Source organism: Pseudomonas alliivorans (assembly GCF_017826695.1).
GTDB classification, from domain to species: domain Bacteria; phylum Pseudomonadota; class Gammaproteobacteria; order Pseudomonadales; family Pseudomonadaceae; genus Aquipseudomonas; species Aquipseudomonas alliivorans.
Genome location: NZ_JAFFZW010000003.1, coordinates 346001 through 368203 on the forward strand (window position 1 = coordinate 346001; position 22203 = coordinate 368203).

Below are 22203 nucleotides of genomic sequence, written 5' to 3' on the forward strand. Positions count from 1 at the left end.
AGCGATAGCAATGCGGGTGCCGTTCAGCACGACCCAGAGCATGCGAGTCTGGAGAACTGGCAGACCGTGCATCGCACCAATCTGGATGGTGTGTTTCTTGGATGCAAGTACGTTATACGCGCCATGCGCCACACCGAGGCTGGTTCCATTATCAATATTTCTTCTCGCTCCGGACTGGTTGGTATTCCTGGCGCAGCGGCATACGCATCGTCCAAGGCCGCCGTTCGCAATCACACCAAGACGGTGGCGCGACAACTACCTTGAAAAACGCCGACGGTTACAGTGTTGTTTAGGACTTTTCCTGCATCTTCAGCGCGGCGCACTTGGTAGCATCGGAGCTTTGCTTCACCATAAAAGGATTGTTATGGCTTTTGTTATCAGGGAGGGAGATCCCACAACCACTGGAGGTAAAGTGGTCAAGGGCTCCACCAACACTACCATTGAGTATCAAAAAGCGGCACGTATCAGTGACCCCGTGTGGTGCCCAAAATGCAGTTCGATGGGGTTTATCGCCGAGGGCAACCCCACGGTCGTCGATGAGTTCGTAGCTATTGCTACACATGGACATGCTGTCCAGTGTGGTTGCCCCTTCGGTAGCAACCGTCTTATTTCCACCCAAGCCAGCACAACGGCCGCAGAAGATGTGAGTGTCGCCATTGCTCCTGATTTTGCCGCCAAAGCCCAGGCTGCAACCCATATCTGGGCTCAAGCTATCAGCGATGGTTCCTACAAAAGCGAATTCACGGTAGGCATTCCAACCAATAATTTAAGTGGTTACACCCCACCAAAGCTCTGCGTTTTCGCGAAGTCCTGCACAGTTCCGGCTGGCTCGATAGATGCGGGGAAGCGTAAAGAGCCGGCAGATAATTTTGGTAAGTTTGCGGTGCTTGGAGCTGTTGGTGCTCCGGCAAGTGTTGAGGCTGGCTCCGGAGGCATAACGTACCTCGGTCGGATCGCTGGTCAGCTTAGCATTGAGAGTTTTGGTAGGTGGGCCCTTCGAAGTGCTATGACTGCTGGTTCGGTCACTACTGGGTTAGTTCTCGCGTTCTTGCCTAGGGATATAGCTGACGGCAGTCTCTATACCGAAGAGCAACTGAGAGGTATGAGTGAGGCGGCGACGAGGGTGCGCTTCCAATTCCGAAAAGACGAAAGGGGAGAAGTTCAGGTCTACGGGATTCACACCGCCCAGTCGTCAGGAATGGCGAGTGTCCCTGTTGTAAACGCTCAATGGAGCGCAAACAAGCAGCACATCGAAGCTCGTGTCGGCGGCATCACCATCATCTGGACTCCAAATGATGGCCCTGTAATTACTGCCCCAACACCGTATCCTGGTGCGTCAGACGAGCTTTCAAAAGTATTGGTGCACCCAATAGCCGAGGATACTGATACCCAGATCGAGATTTATCCCGCTGAAAATGATGTAACCTGGCAGGACTGTATCCTGGTATTCCCGCCAAAGTCGGGCATCCCGCCGATCTACATTGTTTTTGCGAAGCCAGCGGTAAAGCCTTTGGAAGTTGGAGTATACAAGGACCTAAGCAGTAGAAGCGTGAACGACACGCTTGATATTGACCATGTCACCTCTCAGGCGGCGCTAAGAACATATATCGTTGATAATTTCGATAACGTAACGCCGGATGAGATTAAATACCTGCTATCTCAGGCTCCAAGTATCGCGATTCCGCAGTGGGTTCACAGAACATACAGCGAAACTTATGCAGGGCGAAATGTGAAGGCCAAGCAAAGGCTAGACGCCTCAAATCTGAAAGCAGCAGTTGATAGTAATTTTGACGCTATCAAGCGAGGATTGCTCGAAGAGGGTTACGCCGAAGTTGATATTGAAAAGGCTCGCGACGAACTGCATAATCTGCATAAAGAGCAGGGGTGGTACAAATGACCAATAAAGTTGATGAGTGCGTAAAAGGTATCGGCAAGAGCTATTCTCAATTGCTGGCGGAAGGCACTATTCCTGCAAAGGGTCTTCAGCGTTTATTTAAAAGTGATGATGAGCCATATTTGTCCATTGAGAACGGTTTGAGTTTGAGCTTTTCTGAAGGGAAGATACTTCAGCACGTATATGTGACACTTCTTAAAACTGTAGATGGAACCAAAGAGTATAAAGGCCCCTTGCCTGAACCCTTGATCAAGCAAATCAACCAAAGTTGGGTGAGAGAACGTTTTGGCCCGCCGGTAGACTCAAAGGAGCCAGTAACGCTTCCGGTGCTCGGCAAGAAGGGTGGTTGGGACGCGTACAATCTAGACGCGAAGATTTATGGATCAGTCCTGATGATCTTTCAATACACCGAGTCGCTGACCGTTAACGTCATTCATTTTAAGCGCAGATAGAAAGTTATGAGGTAGCTTTAAGCACTGGAACCTGCGACAGCCTGATGCGCTCACATAAGAAGCTGGAGAAACTATATGACAACCTGCTGCTCGTTATGGTGTTATCGATCCAAGAAGAGGCAATGCTCGATGGCCTGGTTCCATTTCTCTTCAAGCACCGTCTGAGAGAGCCATAGGGCGTTGCGTTCTATGCCCTTGTGCTTTTCCCGTGCTTCGACGATGTGAAACGCCGCTGGACTATGTTCCAGAGGGGCAATTACAAGCCATGCAAGCTGCCACGCCGAAAGACCCTCAACAGCAGCAGATCGTGACCAATGCTTACAAATCTGCAATGGAGGCTGCCGCTCGGTCGATGTCGCCATTCACAGCGGCCACGGGCGAGAAGGCGCGCTTGATCCTGAGTCAGATGAAGACGGGCCACACCGTCATATATCGCACCGTGGGACTGAATCAAGCAGCGAGCACCACCGGCGAATATGCGCTTGATCAATCCCTTGCCGCTGCGCTTCGACAATGCGGCATAAACTGACCGGCCCCTGCGGATGAGATGCCCTAAGCTTTAGAGACATCGGCAAAATCCTCGCCGATCTTCCTGTGCGGGCTTAGAGGCAGTCTTGCCCGGTGCCGGGCACTGCCCAGTGCGGGTGCAGATAGATCGGCTGAAACCCAAGCCGATCTATCTGCAGGAGCGAAGTGGAAAAATCCCACTTTGAGATGCCGGAAGGTTTTCCGGTGTCTAGCTTGGGCAGCGTGGGCTTCGGATCGCGCCCTTTCACGAGCCGGTCGTAAAAGTGATCTGGCACGTTGAGATGCAAGCAGAACTGCTCACATCTGGATGCGGGGCCGAGCCCCCTTTGGGGTATGGATCAGATCGAGGCCGGGGCCGAGGTATCCACCAACGGAGTAAATCCTTGGCGGGGGATTACCCACCACCTGTGGAGATATCCTGAAAGCTAAGGGCATCAACGTCAGGGCAACGCGCCGTGTTGGGCTGTACGGCAGGCAAGATAGGGAGGGTAGGCCTACCTGCTTGGCTGAAACCGCAGAAATGTGCCCGAAGCTGGGCGTATCTCCAAAATCCACACGCGCCGCAAGTTGAGTCAAAAAAATCAGGTAATGCAATGGCATTTTGATGGCGCGAACCGTCTGTGTTGAGTAATCTCCGTTGACGGCTACGATCGTTAAACATACATGACCATCTGTTCGGAGAATAAATGAAAGGACTCTTTCCACAATTTGATAACTCTAATGTCGTTAACTACACGACCGCATGGAACGAAGCGCTCTTTGTTTTTGATACAAACATACTTCTCAATCTTTATCGGTATCAACCTGGCACCCGAGAAGAGTTAATAACAATCCTAAACAAGCTTTCTGACCGCATATGGATACCTCACCATGTAGCATTAGAATTTCAGCGAAATCGACTGTTAGTGATTTCAGCGCAAGGACGCAGCTTTAATGAAATCCGTAGTGTTCTCACTAAAGCGCAGACCGTGCTTTCCTCGGAGATATCTAAGCTTAGCCTTCAAAACCGCCATGCATTGATTAATACAGATGTTCTGCTGGAGGAGTTCAACGGATTAGTTGAAAAATTCCGTGCTCAGCTTGATGAGCAGCAGGGAGCACAACAAAAGCCAATGGATCAAGATCCTCTTAAACTCCGAATCGAAGAACTATTTGATGGTAAAGTAGGTAAGTCTTTTAAAGATCAAAATTCTGTGGATTCGGCTATGAGGGAGGCAGATACACGATACAAATTTAAAATCCCCCCAGGGTACGAAGATGACGGAAAAGATAAAGATGGTCCGGATGAATTCATGCACTCAGGGATTACATTCAAAAGGAAGTATGGCGATTACTTTGCATGGATACAGCTATTAGATCATGCCAAGCAACAAGGGGTGAAGAGCCTAATTTTTGTAACCGATGATGGGAAGGAAGACTGGTGGTCGATTGTAAACTTTAATGGCCCCAAAACCATTGGTGCAAGGCCGGAGCTGGTTGAAGAAGCATCAAGGATTGGCGGTATTGATAACTTTATCATGTATAAGCCGGAAGGTTTCCTTCAGTATGCAAAAAAATATCTTGCAGCTACCGTTTCAGAAGATACTTTGAATGAAGTGCGAGATATTTCGTCGAGCAACAAGCTTAGAGATCGGGTAGCTGATCACTTGAGCTTTGCTAAAGCAGCCGAAGATTGCGTGCATGATTGGCTATTAAGTCGTTACGGCAACACCCTTAATAATAGAAATGTATATCCTGACTTTATAGTCGGAGATGGACTATATCGCAAAGGTTTTGAAGTAAAGGTCGCGCTTGCTAATCTGTCTTTTTTCAATAAGGCAATACACCAGGCGATGAGAGCGCTTGCTCAAGAAGAGTTTGAAAGTTTTACGTTAGTGCTCGTGGTGCCTGATACTGTAGATCCGTACTCAGTGCTAGAAAAATTAATTAATAATCCAATTTCCGACGCTCCTGCAAACCTAATTATATCAATTGGCCAATTGCTAAAAACTATTACAGGTTTTGAGTTTGTGATGACGCTTGAGGATCAATATAACAATCTGAGTCGCTATAAATTCACAGGGGCGGACTGACGTACCTACCCATGTCCTAGGGTAAAGCCGCTATCGATATGTGGGTTGGGGATGTTCCCTGCCCACGAACATAATTGATTCAGCTCGGCGCTAGATCTGTTTAACTCAAATGTGCGTGGAAATGGTAAATTTCTTGACAGCCCCTAGACAGATCAGACCTTATGGCCACGCTCACTCCCGAAATCAAAACCTTTATCGTTCAGGCGCTGGCCTGCTTCGACTCACCGTCGCAGGTCGCCGAGGCCGTGAGGACTAACTTTGGGGTGACTGTCTCCCGTCAGCAGGTCGAGATTCACGACCCGACCAAGCGCAGCAGCAAAGGCCTGGCCAAGCGCTGGGTGACGCTATTTGAAGACACCCGGGCGGGCTTTCGCGAAACCATGATAGAGGTGCCGGTGGCGAACCGGGCGTACCGGCTCCGTGCGCTCGGTCGGATGGTGGAAGAGGCGGAGGAGCGCGGGCATCTTGCTCAGGCCGCCAAGTTGTTAGAGCAGGCTGCCAAGGAATGTGGCGATATGTACACCGTACGCCGTGCCGCCAGTGCGGGATCTAGCGGAGAGCTGGCAACGCGTATAGCAGTCGAGTTTTCGCTCGCACCAGGTAGTCAGGTCTCGCCAAGCGCACCGAACCGGTCATGAGCGAGAAAAAAGGCGATGGTTTCCACTGAGGTTTCCACGGCTCAGAGCCATTCCAAATTGGTATCCACCAAACCAGTCCGTTCTCAGCGCCTCGCGCCACAATTTCGCGCACCACCACTTCGTGGCGCGGATTAATTCCCACCATTGGTGGAGAACCGGCCGAACGAATCATTCAGCCCGGCGGGCGGAATACCTGCCATACCGAACCGGGAGGCCAGGTGCAAAATCCTTTGCAACTGAGATGTGCTCAAAACTGAGCACATCGATCAGCACGACATTAACAATCTACTCACATACTCCGAACCGACGAAGGTAGCCGAATGAAAACACGCCGTGTGTACCATTTTTGTGAAGCGAAATACGGTTTGGAAAATATCCGAAAGCGCAGGATAAAAGTTTCGACTTTTGACGACTTGAATGACCCATTTGAGCTTATGTGTCACGACACAAGTGATCCGCGCTTACGATCTCAGTTGAACCAGCTCAAGCAAACGGTTGAGAAAGAACAAGGGATACTCTGTTTCAGTAAGGATTATTCAAGCCCGGTACAGTGGGCTCATTACGCCGACCGCCACAGAGGAATTTGCTTGGGATTTGATATGCCAGAGGAGTATTTGGAGGATGTGATATACCGCACGAAGCGTATCGATTTCAAAGCCCAACCTCAGGACGTTATTGACGGGTTTGATAGGCAGCTGAGGGAATTGTTGACCACGAAGTATAAGCATTGGTCATACGAGCGTGAGGTTCGTTCGTTCGGAACGCTGGGCGTTCCAGACCCCAGCAGTGGGCTTTACTTTAGCGCTTTCAGCGAGCACATGACTCTAAAGGAAGTGATTGTCGGATCAGGAGCTGCGATATCCAGGGCCGATCTCTACGAGGCTATCGGGGATCTCGAGCCTGTGGTCTGTTTTAAAGTCAGAGCCGCTTTCCGGAGCTACACGATGGTAAAAAACAAGGACGATTCTCTGTGGAAGTAGCTGTATCTTCCGAGCCTGACAGCAGGTCGGAACAGGCCGCCTCGTCCCTGTGGTGATCTCGCCATCCTGCGTTGCAGTCGGCAACTAATCCGCGCCACAATTTCGCGCCCCTTCATTTCGTGGCGCGAAGCAACTCTCCCCGCTGGGGGAAGTTAGGCTCAACCTCAATCTGAGGCTGGATCACTGAGCTGAAATATCAGCCCTGTATCACTTAGCCTGCCTCCGACTTACTGCAACAAAATCCTTCTTTTTGGCTTGACCGTTCGTCCGCTTTAAAAGGGTCGTTTCGTCCCGTTCTGTCTCGTTCTTTGTATCACTAAGAGTGCACCTAAACTGATACGAGACGCACATCATGTTCATTCGCGCATACCTTCGAGCCTCAACCGATGAGCAAGACGCCGGCCGGGCTCGCGCCTCGCTCGAGCGGTTCGCCGGCGACCACAACAAAGTCATTGCCAGCGAGTACTTGGAGAATGCCAGCGGCGCGACGGCGGATCGCCCCGAGCTGCTACGCTTGCTCAAAGATGCGCGTAAGGGTGACGTGCTGCTGGTGGAATCCATCGACAGGCTCTCACGCTTGCCCTTAGACGACTGGCATAAGCTCAAGGCCGCTATCGACTCCAAGGGCCTGCGAATCGTCGCGCTCGATCTGCCAACGAGCCACCAGGGAATGCAGGACGCCAAGGGGGACGAGTTCACCAGCCGGATGTTGGGGGCGATCAACTCCATGCTGGTGGAGATGATGGCTGCGATCGCGCGCAAGGATTACGAGCAGCGCCGCGAACGCCAGGCTCAGGGTATCGAGAAAGCGAAAGCTGCCGGCAAGTACCAGGGCCGTCCCGTCGACGAGGATTTGCACAAGAGAGTGAGGGAGCTGCTAGGTGCTGGCCTTGGCATCCGTGCAACAGCGAGGCACGCCACCTGTTCCACCACGACAGTACTGCGCATCAAGGACAGCTTGCAGGCCTAACTTTGGCCATCATTGATTAGGATCAAGATGAAAAAACTGTGCGCGATATGCGGCATTAGGCCCGGCACCACTTCCGACCATATCCCGCCGAAGGGCCTGTATACGAAGCCGTACCCCCGGAATATGCACACTGTTCCAGCGTGCCCGAAATGCAATCAAGGGGGATCTCTAGCGGATGAGATAGTGAAGATCATGATAGGCCTGAGCACTGGCGAAGCCAGAGGAGACCAGTCTCTTGTGATCGAATCGATGCAGAAAACTTTAGCCGCAAATAAAAAACTGAGCCGTAAGGTGTTTCAGTCCGCCCAGCGCACATTCCATCACTTCAATGGGCCAATTCTTAGGCCGGCAGTGGCCGTGCGCTTCAATGGGAAAGAGTACCGGGAGGTGATAACCCGAATCGTTAGAGCCCTTTACTGGGTTGAGAGAGGTTCGGCGCTGGGAATTGCAGCCAAAGTGACAGTAGATGCTTTTGAACAGATCGAAGATCCCGGCCAGGTTGCTCTAATTCAGACCGCCCTAAACAGCACTCAGCCAAAACACCTGAATGAATCGACGTTCGTCTACAGAGTGGTATTCGACGACGCAGGAAACTCAATTTGGGGACTGATGTTCTTTGGCGCTCATTTGGCGATCGCATCGGCAGATGCGCCGGCTCACTCTGTCGCTTGTGGCTCGGCATCGGAGGGCTTGAAGTAGGCTGTTGCACCCATCATGCACCCATGGGACTAACGGCGCGGCAACCACATTGGCCAAAGCCTCCTAAATATATGGTGTCCCAGGCGGGGTTCGAACCTGCAACCTTCCCCTTAGGAGGGCCATTAGTATCGCTGCTTGCTGTCACCCTGCTGTCACGGACGTTTCGGCGAGTGGGGGACAAAGGCTATAAGCCTTGAAAAGCCTTGAATTCATTGGCGCACCAGGCGGGATTCGAACCCACGACCCCTGCCTTCGGAGGGCAGTACTCTATCCAGCTGAGCTACTGGTGCAACGCGGGCGCCATGATACTCATCTGATGGGCGGGCGTCCATGCTGGCGAGCGGCTGTTGTCGATTTCGCACGCTTTACCCGTCCCGTGCCTGAAAATCACGCAAACCCTCCAATCCCACCTCAACACCCCGTTCTTTTTTTCGAACAGGCTATTGTCCTTTACCCCCGCAGTCCCTAGGATTCGTTTGAGATTTCAAACGTTCTTGTTCGGTCTTCGCGCTTTCTCGCGCCGCGCATCGCTCAGGCCGATGGAATGTTTTCCCGGCGATGACTTCCAACGGGGGTGCATCGATATTCATGTGTTCGCTCCGCCCTTGTGCGGTGCTGTTTAGGAGGCCGACATGCAGCTCAAAGATTCCAAACTGTTCCGCCAGCAAGCCTACATCAACGGCCAGTGGCTGGATGCGGACGGTGGTCAGTCGATCAAGGTCAATAACCCTGCCACCAACGAGATCCTCGGGACGGTGCCGAAAATGGGCGCGGCCGAGACGCGTCGTGCGATCGAGGCGGCTGACAGGGCGCTGCCCGCCTGGCGTGCGTTGACCGCCAAGGAGCGGGGCAACAAGTTGCGTCGCTGGTTCGAGCTGATGATCGAGAACCAGGACGACCTGGGTCTGTTGATGACGCTGGAGCAGGGCAAGCCGCTGGCCGAGGCCAAGGGCGAGATTGCTTACGCCGCTTCCTTTATTGAGTGGTTCGCGGAAGAAGCCAAGCGCGTCTACGGCGATGTGATTCCCGGTCACCAGCCGGACAAGCGCCTGATCGTGCTCAAGCAGCCAATTGGTGTGACCGCTGCGATTACGCCGTGGAACTTCCCGGCCGCGATGATCACCCGTAAAGCCGGTCCTGCGCTGGCGGCGGGTTGCACCATGGTGCTCAAGCCTGCTTCGCAGACGCCTTACTCTGCACTGGCGCTGGCTGAACTGGCCGAGCGTGCGGGTATTCCGGCGGGCGTGTTCAGTGTGGTGACGGGCAGCGCGGGCGATATCGGCAGCGAACTGACCGGCAACCCGATCGTGCGCAAGCTGTCCTTCACGGGCTCGACCGACATTGGTCGTCAGCTGATGGCCGAATGCGCCAAGGACATCAAGAAAGTCTCGCTGGAACTGGGCGGCAACGCGCCGTTCATCGTGTTTGACGATGCCGACCTGGATAAGGCGGTTGAAGGCGCGATGATCTCCAAGTACCGCAACAACGGTCAGACCTGCGTCTGCGCCAACCGTATCTACGTGCAGGACGCGGTGTACGACGCGTTCGCCGAGAAGCTCAAGGTTGCCGTGGCCAAGCTCAAGATCGGTAACGGTCTGGAAGAAGGCATCACCACCGGTCCGCTGATCGACGACAAGGCCGTGGCCAAGGTCAAGGAACACATTGCCGACGCCGTGAGCAAGGGCGCTAAAGTGTTGTCCGGTGGCAACAGCATGGAAGGCTCGTTCTTCGAACCGACTATTCTGGTCAACGTGTCGAAAGATGCTGCTGTCGCGAAGGAAGAAACCTTCGGCCCGCTGGCACCGCTGTTCCGCTTCAAGGATGAGGCCGAAGTGATCGAAATGGCCAACGACACCGAGTTCGGTCTGGCGTCGTACTTCTATGCTCAGAACATGAGCCGCGTGTTCCGCGTGGCCGAGGCGCTGGAATACGGCATGGTGGGTATCAACACCGGCCTGATCTCCAACGAACTGGCACCGTTCGGCGGCATCAAGTCCTCGGGCCTGGGTCGTGAAGGCTCCAAGTACGGCATCGAAGATTATCTGGAAATCAAATACCTCTGCCTGTCGGTCTGATCCAGACTGTCCGGCCAGAGTTATTGCAGCCGATGGCGCGCGAGAGCGACGTGTCATCGGCTTTTGCTGCACCCCAAACTTATTGGTGGCCTGAAGGCTGCGACAGTCGATCATCGTATGCTGTTGCAACTGATCCAGCCCGCTTGATCCTTGAGCTACGCCGACCGATGAGCGGCGAATGAGGAATACATGAGCAAGACAAACGACTCCCTGATGCAACGCCGCCATGCTGCCGTCCCGCGTGGCGTGGGTCAGATTCACCCGATCTTCGCTGCTTCGGCCAGGAACGCCACCGTTACCGACGTTGAAGGCCGTGAGTTCATCGACTTCGCGGGCGGTATTGCGGTACTGAACACCGGTCACCTGCACCCGAAAATCGTTGCTGCCGTGCAGGAGCAGCTGACCAAGCTGACGCACACTTGCTTCCAGGTGCTGGCTTACGAGCCGTATGTCGAGCTGTGCGAGAAGATCAACGCCAAGGTGCCGGGTGATTTCGAGAAGAAAACCCTGCTGGTGACGACCGGTTCCGAAGCGGTCGAAAACGCCGTCAAGGTTGCCCGCGCGGCCACTGGCCGTGCTGGCGTGATCGCCTTCACCGGCGCTTACCACGGCCGCACCATGATGACCCTGGGTCTGACCGGCAAGGTCGTGCCGTACTCGGCCGGCATGGGCCTGATGCCCGGCGGTATCTTCCGTGCGCTGTACCCGTGCGAGCTGCATGGCGTGAGCGTTGACGATTCCATCGCCAGCATCGAACGCATCTTCAAGAACGACGCCGAGCCGAAAGACATCGCCGCCATCATCATCGAGCCTGTGCAGGGCGAAGGTGGTTTCTACGTGGCGCCGAAAGCCTTCATGCTGCGTCTGCGCGAGCTGTGCGACAAGCACGGCATTCTGCTGATCGCTGACGAAGTGCAGACGGGCGCTGGCCGTACCGGCACCTTCTTCGCCATGGAGCAGATGGGCGTTGCGGCCGATCTGACCACCTTCGCCAAGTCCATCGCAGGCGGCTTCCCGCTGGCGGGCGTGTGCGGCAAGGCCGAGTACATGGATGCCATCGCGCCGGGCGGTCTGGGCGGCACTTACGCCGGTAGCCCGGTGGCGTGCGCGGCGGCACTGGCGGTGCTGGATATCTTTGAAGAAGAGAACCTGCTGGAGCGTTGCAAGTCGGTCGGCGAGCGTCTGGTCACTGGCCTGAAAGCCATCCAGGCCAAGCACCCGGTCATCGGCGAAGTTCGTGCGCTGGGCGCGATGATTGCGCTGGAGCTGTTCGAAGACGGCGACTCGCACAAGCCGAACGCAGCGGCCGTGGCTCAGGTTGTGGCCAAGGCACGTGACAAGGGTCTGATCCTGCTGTCGTGCGGCACCTACGGCAACGTCCTGCGCGTGCTGGTTCCGCTGACTGCCGAAGACGAACTGCTGACCAAAGGTCTGGCCATTCTCGAAGAATGTTTCGCTGAAATCGCCTGATCCGCTGTGCGGTCACGGATTGGTTGATTTGTGACCAAACAGACAAAAAAAGCCCGTTTCGACGGGTTTTTTTTGGTCTGAACGAAGGTATTTCACTGTTTTGGCTATATCCGGGCGAAGGCTTTGGCTAAGGTGAACGCATCGATGTCGGAGAGTCCTGATGACTGCTGTAGTTTTACCCGCGGTACCTCGCGTATTGATTGCTGAGTCCGATCCGTGGGTTCGCGAAACTCTCAGCGAGCTGGTGCTGAGTGTGCGTGGTGATATCGAGCTGGAGATGTGCACCGACGGCAGGCAAGCCATTGAATGGATGAAAAAACACCTGCCGGACCTGGTCATTGCTGCACGTGAGCTGCCCGCCATCGATGGGCTGAGCCTCTTGCGCGGCATTCGCAACCTGCGTCGTCAGCCGCCGATCCCGTTCATTCTGATCAGCAACCGCAGTGATGCGGCCAGCGTGCGCGAGGTGTTGCCGCTCGCGCCGACGGCTTATCTGACCAAACCCCTGGATACTGTGGGCCTGAAGCAGCGTCTGGAAGGGTTGCTGCTGGGCCGTCGTTCGGCTGCACCGGGCGACATGCCTGCGCTGACGCCGGGTTTGACGTTGATGAAGTTTCTGGAAAAGCGTCGCGATGTGGCTGATGGCGCGCCGCTGTTTGTTGATGTGCCCAATGCTATTCAACTGAGCCAGGGATCAAGCGGGCTGGATGCGACGCTGCTGGAGCAGGAGTTGCGCAACGATCCGCACATTACGGCAGTGTTGATCGCCGCTGCAAACACGGCGGCCCAACATTTGGGAAAGCCTGTGCAGACGCTGGGTGGCGCGATGGCGGTGCTGGGCGCACCGCAGACGGCTACCATCGCGTCGGGTCTGGCCAAAAAGCGCATGGCGGTGCTGACCAGCGACGCGTTGCTGGCCAAGGCCAGTCAGTTCTGGACCCTGTCGCAACGCACAGCGGACTACGCACGGATTCTGGGCGGCATGCTCGAGCTGGATGTCGAGCGCTGCTTCTGCGCCGGATTGCTGCAATCGCTGGGTGATCTGGCGGTGCTGGGCTGTCTGCAGGAATGGCTGCTGGCGGGCGGTGAGCTGAATGAACAGGCGATTGATCAGGCGCTGGAGCAATACTCGGCGTCCTTCGGTTCTGCGCTGCGCACCCGCTGGCGTCTGCCGCTGGAACTGCGCGAGCTGATCGCGGCGGTGTATCAGTACAACACCGGTATCTACAAGCGCGAGGTGCTGGCGATGAACCTGGCCGGGCAGATGGCTCAGCTGGGCGAGGAAGAAAGCGTCACCCAGTTGCTCAAGACCAAGTCGGCGAAGCTGTTGAAACTCAGCGTCGGGGATTTGCAGCGTCTGCGCAAGAAGCTGACGGGGGTGACCGATCCGAGTCTGTTGGCGCCTTTGGTGGTGGAGCCTGAGGAGAGTGAGGGAGAGGGGGTCGAAGATGACGGCCCGGACCTCCTGGACCTCACACCCGAGTCGCCAGCGGCCGAAGAGCCCGAGCCCGAGCCCGAGCAAAGCGTTGAGGACGTCCCGAAGGCTTGAGTTGGATGCGTTGTAGCGCTTCTCACGGTCCGTGTCCGGCATTACTCACAGCTCTCGTTGGAAGAATGCAAAACCTTGTAAAAGGTGGCTTGCCGTCGATGCTCTTTCTGACGCTCCACCATTGGCTGACCTGACACTATCGCCGGCAAGCCGCCTCCCACAGGGTGATCTGACCCCCTCAGCATAGGAACCACCTGATGCCCACCCTCGACCTGCAACATCTCTACAACAAAGCCTGGCTGTTCGCGTCTCAAGCTCACGTCGGACAGACGATGACCAGTTCGGATCTGCCTTACACCACCCACGTGGCGATGGTTGCCAATGAGCTGATCTTTGCCCATCGCGAGGAACCCGTGGGTGCATTCGAGATTGCGCTGCCTGCTGCGCTGTTGCATGACGTAGTGGAAGACACTGATGTGACGACGGCGCAGTTGCAGGAGGCGTTTGGCGCAGAGGTCGCATCGACCGTTGCGTGCCTGAGCAAGAACCTGATCGTGCCGTTTTCCGAGGAGCGTTATTTTCAGGGTATCGCCGAGCATTCCCGTGAAGCGGCGGCGGTCAAGCTGTGCGACCGCATCACCAATCTGCAGTCAGCGCCTGCCAAATGGACGCATGCCAAGCGAGCGTCCTACCTGATCGAGTCCGAGCAGATCCTGAATGCGTTGGGCCATGCGAATGGCTACCTGAGGCAACGGCTTGGCGACGCCATGGCGCGTTATCAGGTTCTGTATGTGGATGGCTTCGAAGCGGTGTGATCAGCCGGATCATGACGCGAAGCATCGGCACGATCCGGTCGGGCATTGAGCCTCAATGACTGTGACTGCGCCCCACATGCGAGGGCTCGCCTTCGGGTGAGGCGACGGCGCCGGTGACTTCCAGCCTTTCCAGAATCGCGCAGTGATCGGCCTCGCCGCTGCCGCAACGTTGGCGCAGATCAAGCAGTTGTTGCTGCAGCGCCTGCAGGCTGGCGACCCGGGCGTTGACGTGTTCGATGTGCTCGTCGATCAGCGCATTGACGCTTTCGCATTGATCCTGCGGGCTGTCGCGCAGGTTCAGCAGGCTGCGAATCTCTTCCAGCGTCATGTCCAGGCTGCGGCAATTGCGGATGAACGACAGCCGCTCGACGTGGGCCTGGGTGTACAGACGGTAATTGCCATCGCTGCGCGCGGGGGCGGGCAGCAGACCTTCACGTTCGTAATAACGGACAGTTTCGACCTGCGTATCCGTCAACTTCGCCAGTTCACCGATCTTCATGGGCTGCCTCTCGTTTTTAGTGCTTGACCCTATAGTGGCTACAGGGTGTTCACTTGGCAACAAGCAGAATCCAGGAGCGCGCCAAATGGGCCCGATCAGCAAAGCTACCCCGACACACGGTCATGACGAGCACGAAGACGTGCACGCAGAACATGCGCATTCTTGCTGCTCCAGCAAGGCAGCGCCCGCCGTCGTGACGCTCGATAACGCCTCGTCAGCCGATGCGCGGTTGAGCAGTTTTCGTATCGAAGCGATGGACTGCCCGACCGAGCAGACCCTGATCCAGAACAAACTGGGCAAGCTGGCGGGCGTGCAGAAACTGGAATTCAACCTGATCAATCGCATCCTCGGCGTCTGGCATGACTTGCCGTCGACCGATCCGATTCGCGAGGCCATCGGTTCGCTGGGCATGCAGGCCGACCTGATTGAAGAGGGGGCGACTTCAGACGCCGCGGCTGCTCCTGCTCCGAAGAAACACTGGTGGCCGCTGGCGCTGTCCGGCGTCGCGGCGCTGGCAGCCGAAGTGGTGCATTTTGCTTCGCTGGGCCCGACCTGGGTCGTTGCGCTGCTGGCGCTGGTGTCGATCTTCAGTTGCGGCCTCACGACCTACAAAAAAGGCTGGATTGCGCTCAAAAACTTCAATCTGAACATCAATGCGCTGATGAGCATCGCCGTGACCGGCGCCGTGCTGATCGGGCAATGGCCTGAGGCGGCCATGGTGATGTTCCTGTTCACGGTGGCTGAACTCATTGAAGCCAAGTCGCTGGATCGTGCGCGTAACGCAATCAGCGGTTTGATGCAGTTGACGCCGGAACTGGCGACGGTTCGCCAGTTGGATGGCGTTTGGCTGGAAGTTGATGCCAAAAAGGTTGAAATGGACGCCATCGTGCGGGTAAGGCCTGGTGAGCGTATCGCGCTGGACGGTGAAGTCGTGTCCGGACAATCGACTATCGATCAGGCCTCGATCACCGGGGAAAGCCTGCCGGTCGAAAAGGCCGTGGGCGACAAGGTGTTTGCGGGGACCATCAATCAGGCGGGTTCGCTGGAGTATCGCGTCACGGCGGCGGCGAATAATTCGACATTGGCGCGGATCATCCATGCCGTTGAAGCGGCCCAGGGATCGCGCGCCCCGACTCAGCGCTTCGTCGACAGCTTCTCGCGTATCTACACGCCGGTGGTGTTTGTGGTGGCGTTGGCGGTTGCGCTCGTGGCTCCGCTGTTCTTTGGCGGCGCGTGGTTCGACTGGATCTACCGTGCGCTGGTACTGCTGGTCGTCGCATGCCCGTGTGCGCTGGTGATCTCCACGCCTGTAACCATCGTCAGTGGCCTGGCGGCTGCGGCGCGCAAAGGTATTTTGATCAAGGGCGGTGTGTACCTGGAAATGGGCGAGAAGCTGGATTATCTGGCCCTCGACAAGACCGGGACCTTGACGCATGGCAAGCCGGTGCAAACCGATTATGTTGCGCTGCATAACGAGGCAGCCGACACCGCGCCTGCCATCGCCGCAAGCCTTGCCGGTCGCTCCGATCATCCGGTTTCTCAAGCCATTGCCAAGGCGTCCGAAGCGGGCGCTGCCGTGCATGACGTGGTGAACTTCGAAGCGCTGGGCGGGCGCGGCGTGAAGGGCGAGATCAATGGCCGCCTGTACCATCTGGGCAATCATCGTCTGGTGGAGGAACTGGGTCTGTGCTCGCCTGAACTGGAGGCACGTCTGGATGCGCTGGAAATGCAGGGCAAGAGCGTGGTGCTGCTCCTCGACTCAACCGGTCCGCTGGCGCTGTTTGCCGTGGCCGATACGGTCAAGGAAACCAGCCGTCAGGCCATCGCCGAACTGCATAAACTGGGTATCAAGACCCTGATGCTGACGGGCGACAACCCGCACACGGCCAAGGCGATTGCCGATCAGGTGGGCATCGATCAGGCGCAGGGCAACCTGCTTCCTGCGGACAAGCTGGCGGCGATTGAAGGGCTGTACGCGCAGAACCATCGCGTCGGGATGGTTGGCGACGGCATCAACGATGCGCCTGCGCTGGCACGATCCGAGATCGGTTTCGCGATGGCGGCGGCGGGGACGGATACGGCGATCGAAACGGCGGATGTCGCGCTGATGGACGATGATCTGCGCAAGATCCCGGCGTTTATTCGCCTGTCGCGCCGGACCTCGACCGTGCTCAAGCAGAACATCGTCCTGGCGATTGTCACCAAAGTGCTGTTCATCGGTATCACCTTCGCGGGGCTGGCGACCATGTGGATGGCAGTGTTTGCCGACATGGGGGTCAGTTTGCTGGTGGTGTTCAACGGGTTGCGATTGCTCAAGAAGTAAGCGCTGGCTGATCCTGCCGTTGCGTGTGGCAGACGACGGAGGGTGGGAGGCGGCTTGCCGGCGATCGCGTCAGGTCAGGTGGCGAAAGGTTGTCTGACCGTCCGTATCGCCGGCAAGCCGCCGTCCACAGGAATCGTGTGTTGACGTATTCACCTGCCAAACCGCTCCTGGCCCCAGGCAATGAAGGTTTCCAACAACGGTTTCAGGACATTGCGGGTCGGTTCGGCAAGGTCAGGGCGGTAATGGAACGGGGCGAATTCTTCCATGTAGGTGCTTTGCGCCAGTTCCAGTTGCACGGCGTGGATGTTGTTTGCCGGGTCGCCGTAATGGCGGGTGATGTGGCCGCCCTTGAAGCGGCCGTTCAGCACATGGCTGTAATCCTTGGCTGCCGCGCAGACCTGTTCCAGTCTGCTGGCCAGTTCCGCATCGCAACTGGCGCCGTTAAAGGTGCCGAGGTTGAAGTCCGGCAGGCGGCCGTCGAACAGGTGCGGAACGTGGCCGCGAATCGAGTGCGCGTCGAACAGCAGCGCGTAGCCGAACTCGTCGCGCAGCCGTTGCAGTTCCTGTTCGAGTGTCTGGTGATACGGCGTCCAGATCTGCTCCAGATACTGCGCACGCTCTTCATCTCCCGGTGCCAGGCCTTCCTTGAACAGTGGCACGCCGTCGAACAGGATCGACGGAAACAGCCCCGTGGTCGCACCGGCATACATCGGTTTGTCGTCAGCAGGGCGATTCAGGTCAATCACAAAACGCGAATATTCGGCCGCCAGGGTGCTGGCGCCCAGTTCTGCAGCGAAGTCGTACAGACGCGGAATGTGCCAGTCGGTGTCGGGCAGGCTCAGCGCTTCGTCCACGAGCCCGGCTTCCACGGCGGGCGTGAGCTTGAGGCCCGCGTGGGGCATGCTGATCAGCAGCGGAATACGGCCGCGGGTGAATGTCAGAACGTTGTCCACAATCTTCTCCTTTAAACCAGTGATTCCATGCCATGACGCACGATGCGTTTGTCCAGATCGCCGCCCAGCCAGTACGCCAGGTCAGCCGGTCGTTCGATGTCCCAGGCGACGAAATCCGCCGTCTTGCCGACTTCCAGCGAACCGTGTGTGTCGCCCATGCCCAGCGCCTTTGCGGCGTTGAGCGTGACGCCTGCCAGTGCTTCTTCAGGCGTCATGCGAAACAGCGTGCAGGCCATGTTGAGCATCAGGCGCAGCGACAGGCCGGGTGAGGTGCCGGGGTTCATGTCGGTGGAAATCGCGATAGGCACGCCGTGTTTGCGCAGCGCATCCATGGGCGGCAGTTGCGTCTCGCGCAGGAAGTAGTAGGCGCCCGGCAACAGGACTGCGACGGCGCCCGACGCCGCCATGGCGATGACGTCGTCTTCGGTCATGAACTCAAGATGGTCCGCTGACAGGGCCTTGTAACGCGCGGCCAGACTTGAACCGCCCAGCGATGAAAGCTGTTCGGCGTGCAATTTTACCGGCAGCCCGAGCTGACCCGCGGTGATGAACACCTGCTCGACCTGCGCCGGGGAAAATGCCAGGTATTCACAGAACGCGTCCACGGCATCCACCAGCCCTTCGGCGGCCAGCGCCGGGAGCATTTCGTTGCAGATGTGATGAATGTAATCGTCGGCGCGATTGGCGTATTCAGGCGGCAGCGCATGCGCGGCCAGACAGGTGCTGCGGACGGTGACCGGCTGGGTGTTGCCGAGACGCCGGATCACCCGCAACAACTTGCGCTCGTTCTCCAGATCCAGCCCGTAACCGGACTTCATCTCGACGGTGGTCACGCCATCCTTGAGCAGATGCCGCAATCGGCGCTCAGCGCTGATGTACAGCTCGTCTTCGCTCGCGGCACGTGTAGCTCGCACGGTGCTGGCGATGCCGCCGCCAGCGGCTGCGATGTCGGCGTAGCTCACACCTTGCAGCCGCTGCTCGAATTCGCCGCTGCGGTTGCCGCCGAACACGGTGTGCGTGTGACAGTCGATCAGACCCGGCGTGACCCACGCCCCGCCCAGATCGACGCAACTCTCGGCGTCCTGTTCTGCCAGTTGATCCAGAGGCCCGATCCATTCGATGTACGCTCCGGAAGTCACGATGGCGGCATCCTCGATGATCGAGTAGTTACCGTGTGCCATGGTTGCGATGTGACAGTTCTTCCAGAGCGTTTTCATCCGGGGCCTCCTCAGGCTAGGGGACAGGTGTCAGCGATTTGGGTTTGACCCATAGACGGTAGGCGATGACCAGCAACACGATCCAGACCGCGCCGACGATCAGCGCGGCGCGGTTGTCCGGGAAATAGCCCAGCACGCCGAAGATAAACAGCATGAAGACGATGGCGGCGGCAGGTGCATACGGCCAGAACGGCACCGGGAATTTCAGCTCGGCGACTTCTTCAGCGCTCATGGCGCGGCGCATCGCGACCTGAGTCAGCAGGATCATCAGCCAGACCCAGACGGTGGCGAAGGTGGCCAGCGAGGCGATCAGCAGGAACACGTCTTTGGGGATCAGGTAGTTGAGCACCACGCCGCCCAGCAGCGTCACGCCCATGATCAACACGGTCATCCACGGCACGCCCTGACGCGACAGGCGTGCAAAGCTGGCTGGCGCCTGACCGTCGCGAGCCAGTCCGTACATCATGCGGCCTGCGCCGAAGATGTCGCTGTTGATGGCCGACACGGCGGCGGAAATCACCACGATGTTGAGAATGGTAGCGGCCGACGCGATGCCCAGATTGTCGAAAATCTGCACGAACGGGCTGCCCTGTGTGCCGATCTGCGGCCACGGATAAATGGACATCAGCACGAACAGCGTCAGCACGTAGAACAACAGGATGCGCAGCGGCACGGCGTTGATCGCACTGGGCAGCGAGCGTTGCGGATCCTTGGCTTCACCGGCGGTAATACCGATGACCTCGATACCGCCAAAGGCAAACATCACCACGGCAAACGATGCGATCAGACCCGCGACGCCATTGGGCATGAAGCCGCCATGCGCCCACAGGTTACTGATACCGATCTCCGTGCCCGTGGTCGAGCTGCCGATGCCGAACAGCATGATGCCGAAGCCCGCCAGAATCATTGCGATGATCGCGCCGACCTTGAGCAGCGACAGCCAGAACTCGGTTTCGCCAAAGACTTTCACGTTGCACAGGTTCAGCGCGGCAATCAGGAACACGATGCCCAGCACCCAGATCCAGCGCGGCACTTCCGGGAACCAGAAGCCCATGTAGATCCCGAACGCGGTGACGTCGGCGAGGCAGACGATGATCATCTCGAACGCGTAGGTCCAGCCCAGTACGAAGCCTGCCAGCGGGCCGAGATAGCGCGTGGCGTAGTGGCTGAACGAACCGGCCACCGGGTGATGCACGGCCATTTCGCCCAGCGCACGCATGACCATGAACACGGCGGCACCGCCGATCAGGTAGGCCAGCAATACCGCAGGCCCTGCCTGTTGAATCGCCGAGGCGGAGCCGTAGAACAACCCTGTGCCGATGGCAGAGCCCAGGGCCATGAAGCGAATGTGGCGGGCGGATAACCCGCGTTTCAAACCATCTCGTGACGTCATTTCAGGTCCATTTCATTACTGGTATGGCTATAGCTGCGAGAACGCCTGCATCCGGCTTCCCGCAGCGACAGACCATGGCGAGCCCTGCCAGGCTCGCGGTGCATCACAGACTCGGTAGCAGACGTGCAGGAACCAATGGGTTCAGGCAAGTTGAGGACAACAGCTGGCTGGCAGCTTCAATGTCCGGTGCGAAAAAGCGGTCTTTGTCGTAGGACGGGACCTTGCTGCGCAACAGGGCTCGGGCCTGCTCCAGTTTCGGAGAGGTTTTCAGGCCATTGCGCAGGTCCAGACCCTGACACGCAGCCAGCCATTCTACGGCAAGAATCCCGCGAACGTTTTCTGCCATTTCCCATAACCGCTTGCCGGCGGCTGGCGCCATCGACACATGGTCTTCCTGATTGGCCGATGTCGGCAGGCTGTCGACGCTATGCGGGTGGGCCAGCGCCTTGTTTTCACTGGCCAGTGCGGCGGCAGTGACCTGGGCGATCATGAAGCCGGAATTGACCCCGCCATTGGCCACCAGAAACGGCGGCAGTTGCGACATGTGCTTGTCCATCATCAGCGAAATGCGCCGCTCGCTGAGCGAGCCGATTTCGGCAATGGCCAGCGCCAGGTTGTCCGCTGCCATGGCGACTGGCTCGGCGTGGAAGTTGCCGCCGGAGATCACGTCGTTTTCGGCGGCGAACACCAGCGGGTTGTCAGACACGGCGTTGGCTTCGATTTCCAGCACTTCGGCAGCCTGACGCAACTGGGTCAGGCAGGCGCCCATGACTTGTGGCTGGCAGCGCAGCGAGTAGGGGTCCTGAACCTTGTCGCAGTTGCGGTGCGACTCGGACACTTCACTGCTTTCCCCCAGCAGGTCGCGGTAGCAGGCAGCCGAATCGATCTGACCGCGCTGGCCGCGTGCGGCATGAATACGTGCGTCGAACGGCGAGCGCGACCCCAGCACCGCTTCGACCGTGAGCGAGCCGCAGGTCAGTGCGGCGGCGAACAGGTCCTCGCCTTCGAACAGGCCGCGCAGCGCATAAGCGGTCGAGACCTGCGTGCCGTTGAGCAGCGCCAGACCTTCCTTGGCGGCGAGGGTCAGCGGCGTCAGTCCTGCGACTTTCAGGGCATCGACTGCAGTGAGCCATTCGCCCTTGTAGCGCGCCTTGCCTTCACCCAGCAGCACCAGCGACATGTGCGCCAGCGGCGCGAGGTCGCCGGAGGCGCCCACCGAACCCTTGAGCGGAATGTGCGGATAAACCTCGGCATTGATCAACGCAATCAGCGCGTCGATGACCACCCGACGAATCCCCGAAAAGCCCCGGCTCAGGCTGTTGACCTTGAGCACCATGATCACCCGCACCAGTTCGTCGCTGATCGGCTGACCGACACCGGCGGCATGGGACAACACCAGCGAACGCTGCAGGTTCTCCAGGTCTTCACTGGCAATGCGCGTCGAGGCCAGCAGGCCGAAACCGGTGTTGATGCCGTACGCCGTGCGGTTTTCGGCCAGGATGCGCTCGACGCACGCCACGCTGTCGTCGATCTGCTGGTCTGCGCTGGCGTCGAGTGTCAGGGTCACGGGCTGCTGATAAATGGCGCGCAATTGCGCCAGGGTCAGTTGGCCGGGAATCAGGTTGAAGGCGTGGGCAGATGGGGTGGTCACGATGCAGCTACTCCTTGATTGATGTCGGGCGTGCACGCTTCTTGAACGCGCCGCCGTCGGTCCAGCGTGGATAACACCGGGCCTT

The 22203-nt window shown here is 57.6% G+C and carries 18 protein-coding genes, 1 tRNA gene and 2 pseudogenes; 14 read left to right on the plus strand and 7 right to left on the minus strand.

Annotation, left to right across the window (positions count from 1 at the left end; translation table 11 throughout):
• Nucleotides 1–15: 15 nt before the first annotated feature.
• The 3 genes and pseudogenes from JTJ32_RS10735 to JTJ32_RS10745 form a co-directional block, all read left to right on the plus strand.
• Nucleotides 16–249, plus strand: a pseudogene (locus tag JTJ32_RS10735) (SDR family NAD(P)-dependent oxidoreductase); the annotation flags it as partial.
• Between the two features lie 115 nt (nt 250–364).
• The gene (locus JTJ32_RS10740; RefSeq protein WP_210041981.1) at nt 365–1897 is read left to right on the plus strand and encodes an S-type pyocin domain-containing protein; all 1533 of its coding nucleotides are present in this window, start codon (nt 365–367) and stop codon (nt 1895–1897) included.
• Nucleotides 1894–2346 carry a DUF6392 family protein gene (locus tag JTJ32_RS10745; protein ID WP_210041982.1) on the plus strand — a complete coding sequence of 151 codons (453 nt, stop codon included), beginning with the start codon at nt 1894–1896 and terminating at the stop codon, nt 2344–2346. Before JTJ32_RS10740 ends, JTJ32_RS10745 begins: the two co-directional genes overlap by 4 nt.
• 131 nt (nt 2347–2477) lie before the next feature.
• Here the strand turns inward: JTJ32_RS10745 and JTJ32_RS26400 are convergent.
• A pseudogene (locus JTJ32_RS26400) lies at nt 2478–2570 on the minus strand (chromosome segregation protein SMC); the annotation flags it as partial.
• Between the two features lie 41 nt (nt 2571–2611).
• Between JTJ32_RS26400 and JTJ32_RS10750 the strand changes: the two are divergent.
• The 6 genes from JTJ32_RS10750 to JTJ32_RS10775 all read left to right on the plus strand — a co-directional run bounded on the left by JTJ32_RS10750 (nt 2612) and on the right by JTJ32_RS10775 (nt 8233).
• Complete coding sequence (locus JTJ32_RS10750) at nt 2612–2875, plus strand: hypothetical protein (RefSeq protein ID WP_236059289.1); 264 nt, start codon at nt 2612–2614, stop codon at nt 2873–2875.
• A 685-nt stretch (nt 2876–3560) separates the two neighbouring features.
• Nucleotides 3561–4946: a PIN-like domain-containing protein gene (locus JTJ32_RS10755; protein WP_210041983.1), complete on the plus strand. Its 1386-nt coding sequence runs from the start codon at nt 3561–3563 to the stop codon at nt 4944–4946.
• A 161-nt stretch (nt 4947–5107) separates the two neighbouring features.
• A complete protein-coding gene (locus JTJ32_RS10760) occupies nt 5108–5584 on the plus strand; it encodes a DUF2280 domain-containing protein (protein ID WP_210041984.1) in 477 nt (158 codons plus the stop codon).
• A gap of 320 nt (nt 5585–5904) precedes the next feature.
• Complete coding sequence (locus JTJ32_RS10765; RefSeq protein ID WP_210041985.1) at nt 5905–6564, plus strand: DUF2971 domain-containing protein; 660 nt, start codon at nt 5905–5907, stop codon at nt 6562–6564.
• A gap of 352 nt (nt 6565–6916) precedes the next feature.
• Nucleotides 6917–7534 (plus strand): recombinase family protein, encoded by a 618-nt coding sequence (locus tag JTJ32_RS10770; protein WP_210041987.1) that lies wholly within the window; start codon nt 6917–6919, stop codon nt 7532–7534.
• A gap of 183 nt (nt 7535–7717) precedes the next feature.
• Entirely contained in the window at nt 7718–8233 is a 516-nt protein-coding gene (locus JTJ32_RS10775; protein WP_210041989.1) for a hypothetical protein, read from the plus strand.
• A gap of 213 nt (nt 8234–8446) precedes the next feature.
• Here the strand turns inward: JTJ32_RS10775 and JTJ32_RS10780 are convergent.
• Nucleotides 8447–8523 (minus strand) — tRNA-Arg (locus tag JTJ32_RS10780).
• A 342-nt stretch (nt 8524–8865) separates the two neighbouring features.
• Here JTJ32_RS10780 and gabD point away from each other — a divergent pair.
• From gabD to JTJ32_RS10800, 4 genes are all read left to right on the plus strand, one after another.
• Entirely contained in the window at nt 8866–10308 is a 1443-nt protein-coding gene (gene gabD, locus JTJ32_RS10785) for an NADP-dependent succinate-semialdehyde dehydrogenase (protein ID WP_210041991.1), read from the plus strand.
• A gap of 189 nt (nt 10309–10497) precedes the next feature.
• The gene (gene gabT / locus JTJ32_RS10790) at nt 10498–11778 is read left to right on the plus strand and encodes a 4-aminobutyrate--2-oxoglutarate transaminase (protein ID WP_184322322.1); all 1281 of its coding nucleotides are present in this window, start codon (nt 10498–10500) and stop codon (nt 11776–11778) included.
• 160 nt (nt 11779–11938) lie between these two features.
• The gene (locus tag JTJ32_RS10795) at nt 11939–13327 is read left to right on the plus strand and encodes an HDOD domain-containing protein (RefSeq protein WP_210041993.1); all 1389 of its coding nucleotides are present in this window, start codon (nt 11939–11941) and stop codon (nt 13325–13327) included.
• 197 nt (nt 13328–13524) lie between these two features.
• The gene (locus JTJ32_RS10800; protein WP_210041994.1) at nt 13525–14082 is read left to right on the plus strand and encodes an HD domain-containing protein; all 558 of its coding nucleotides are present in this window, start codon (nt 13525–13527) and stop codon (nt 14080–14082) included.
• 52 nt (nt 14083–14134) lie between these two features.
• On the opposite strand, the gene cadR is transcribed toward JTJ32_RS10800, so the two are convergent.
• Nucleotides 14135–14581 carry a Cd(II)/Pb(II)-responsive transcriptional regulator gene (cadR, locus tag JTJ32_RS10805; RefSeq protein WP_099228777.1) on the minus strand — a complete coding sequence of 149 codons (447 nt, stop codon included), beginning with the start codon at nt 14579–14581 and terminating at the stop codon, nt 14135–14137.
• A gap of 85 nt (nt 14582–14666) precedes the next feature.
• On the opposite strand from cadR, the gene JTJ32_RS10810 reads away from it, so the two are divergent.
• Nucleotides 14667–16904: a heavy metal translocating P-type ATPase gene (locus tag JTJ32_RS10810; protein ID WP_210041996.1), complete on the plus strand. Its 2238-nt coding sequence runs from the start codon at nt 14667–14669 to the stop codon at nt 16902–16904.
• Between the two features lie 149 nt (nt 16905–17053).
• Here JTJ32_RS10810 and hutG read toward each other — a convergent pair whose 3' ends face one another.
• The 4 genes from hutG to hutH form a co-directional block, all read right to left on the minus strand.
• Nucleotides 17054–17857, minus strand: coding sequence for an N-formylglutamate deformylase (gene hutG, locus JTJ32_RS10815; RefSeq protein WP_210041998.1), 804 nt, complete (start codon nt 17855–17857; stop codon nt 17054–17056).
• A gap of 11 nt (nt 17858–17868) precedes the next feature.
• Nucleotides 17869–19074 (minus strand): imidazolonepropionase, encoded by a 1206-nt coding sequence (gene hutI / locus JTJ32_RS10820; RefSeq protein WP_210041999.1) that lies wholly within the window; start codon nt 19072–19074, stop codon nt 17869–17871.
• A 16-nt stretch (nt 19075–19090) separates the two neighbouring features.
• Nucleotides 19091–20467, minus strand: a complete 1377-nt coding sequence (locus JTJ32_RS10825) for an amino acid permease (protein ID WP_099228773.1) — start codon at nt 20465–20467, stop codon at nt 19091–19093.
• A 103-nt stretch (nt 20468–20570) separates the two neighbouring features.
• Nucleotides 20571–22118 (minus strand): histidine ammonia-lyase, encoded by a 1548-nt coding sequence (hutH, locus tag JTJ32_RS10830; protein ID WP_099228772.1) that lies wholly within the window; start codon nt 22116–22118, stop codon nt 20571–20573.
• Nucleotides 22119–22203: the final 85 nt, after the last annotated feature.

Coding starts and splice junctions, on each gene's coding strand:
- JTJ32_RS10740 (WP_210041981.1), top strand. CDS start 365: ATGGCTTTTGTTATCAGGGAGGGAGATCCCACAACCACTGGAGGTAAA.
- JTJ32_RS10745 (WP_210041982.1), top strand. CDS start 1,894: ATGACCAATAAAGTTGATGAGTGCGTAAAAGGTATCGGCAAGAGCTAT.
- JTJ32_RS10750 (WP_236059289.1), top strand. CDS start 2,612: ATGCAAGCTGCCACGCCGAAAGACCCTCAACAGCAGCAGATCGTGACC.
- JTJ32_RS10755 (WP_210041983.1), top strand. CDS start 3,561: ATGAAAGGACTCTTTCCACAATTTGATAACTCTAATGTCGTTAACTAC.
- JTJ32_RS10760 (WP_210041984.1), top strand. CDS start 5,108: ATGGCCACGCTCACTCCCGAAATCAAAACCTTTATCGTTCAGGCGCTG.
- JTJ32_RS10765 (WP_210041985.1), top strand. CDS start 5,905: ATGAAAACACGCCGTGTGTACCATTTTTGTGAAGCGAAATACGGTTTG.
- JTJ32_RS10770 (WP_210041987.1), top strand. CDS start 6,917: ATGTTCATTCGCGCATACCTTCGAGCCTCAACCGATGAGCAAGACGCC.
- gabD (WP_210041991.1), top strand. CDS start 8,866: ATGCAGCTCAAAGATTCCAAACTGTTCCGCCAGCAAGCCTACATCAAC.
- gabT (WP_184322322.1), top strand. CDS start 10,498: ATGAGCAAGACAAACGACTCCCTGATGCAACGCCGCCATGCTGCCGTC.
- JTJ32_RS10795 (WP_210041993.1), top strand. CDS start 11,939: ATGACTGCTGTAGTTTTACCCGCGGTACCTCGCGTATTGATTGCTGAG.
- JTJ32_RS10800 (WP_210041994.1), top strand. CDS start 13,525: ATGCCCACCCTCGACCTGCAACATCTCTACAACAAAGCCTGGCTGTTC.
- cadR (WP_099228777.1), bottom strand. CDS start 14,581: ATGAAGATCGGTGAACTGGCGAAGTTGACGGATACGCAGGTCGAAACT.
- JTJ32_RS10810 (WP_210041996.1), top strand. CDS start 14,667: ATGGGCCCGATCAGCAAAGCTACCCCGACACACGGTCATGACGAGCAC.
- hutI (WP_210041999.1), bottom strand. CDS start 19,074: ATGAAAACGCTCTGGAAGAACTGTCACATCGCAACCATGGCACACGGT.
- JTJ32_RS10825 (WP_099228773.1), bottom strand. CDS start 20,467: ATGACGTCACGAGATGGTTTGAAACGCGGGTTATCCGCCCGCCACATT.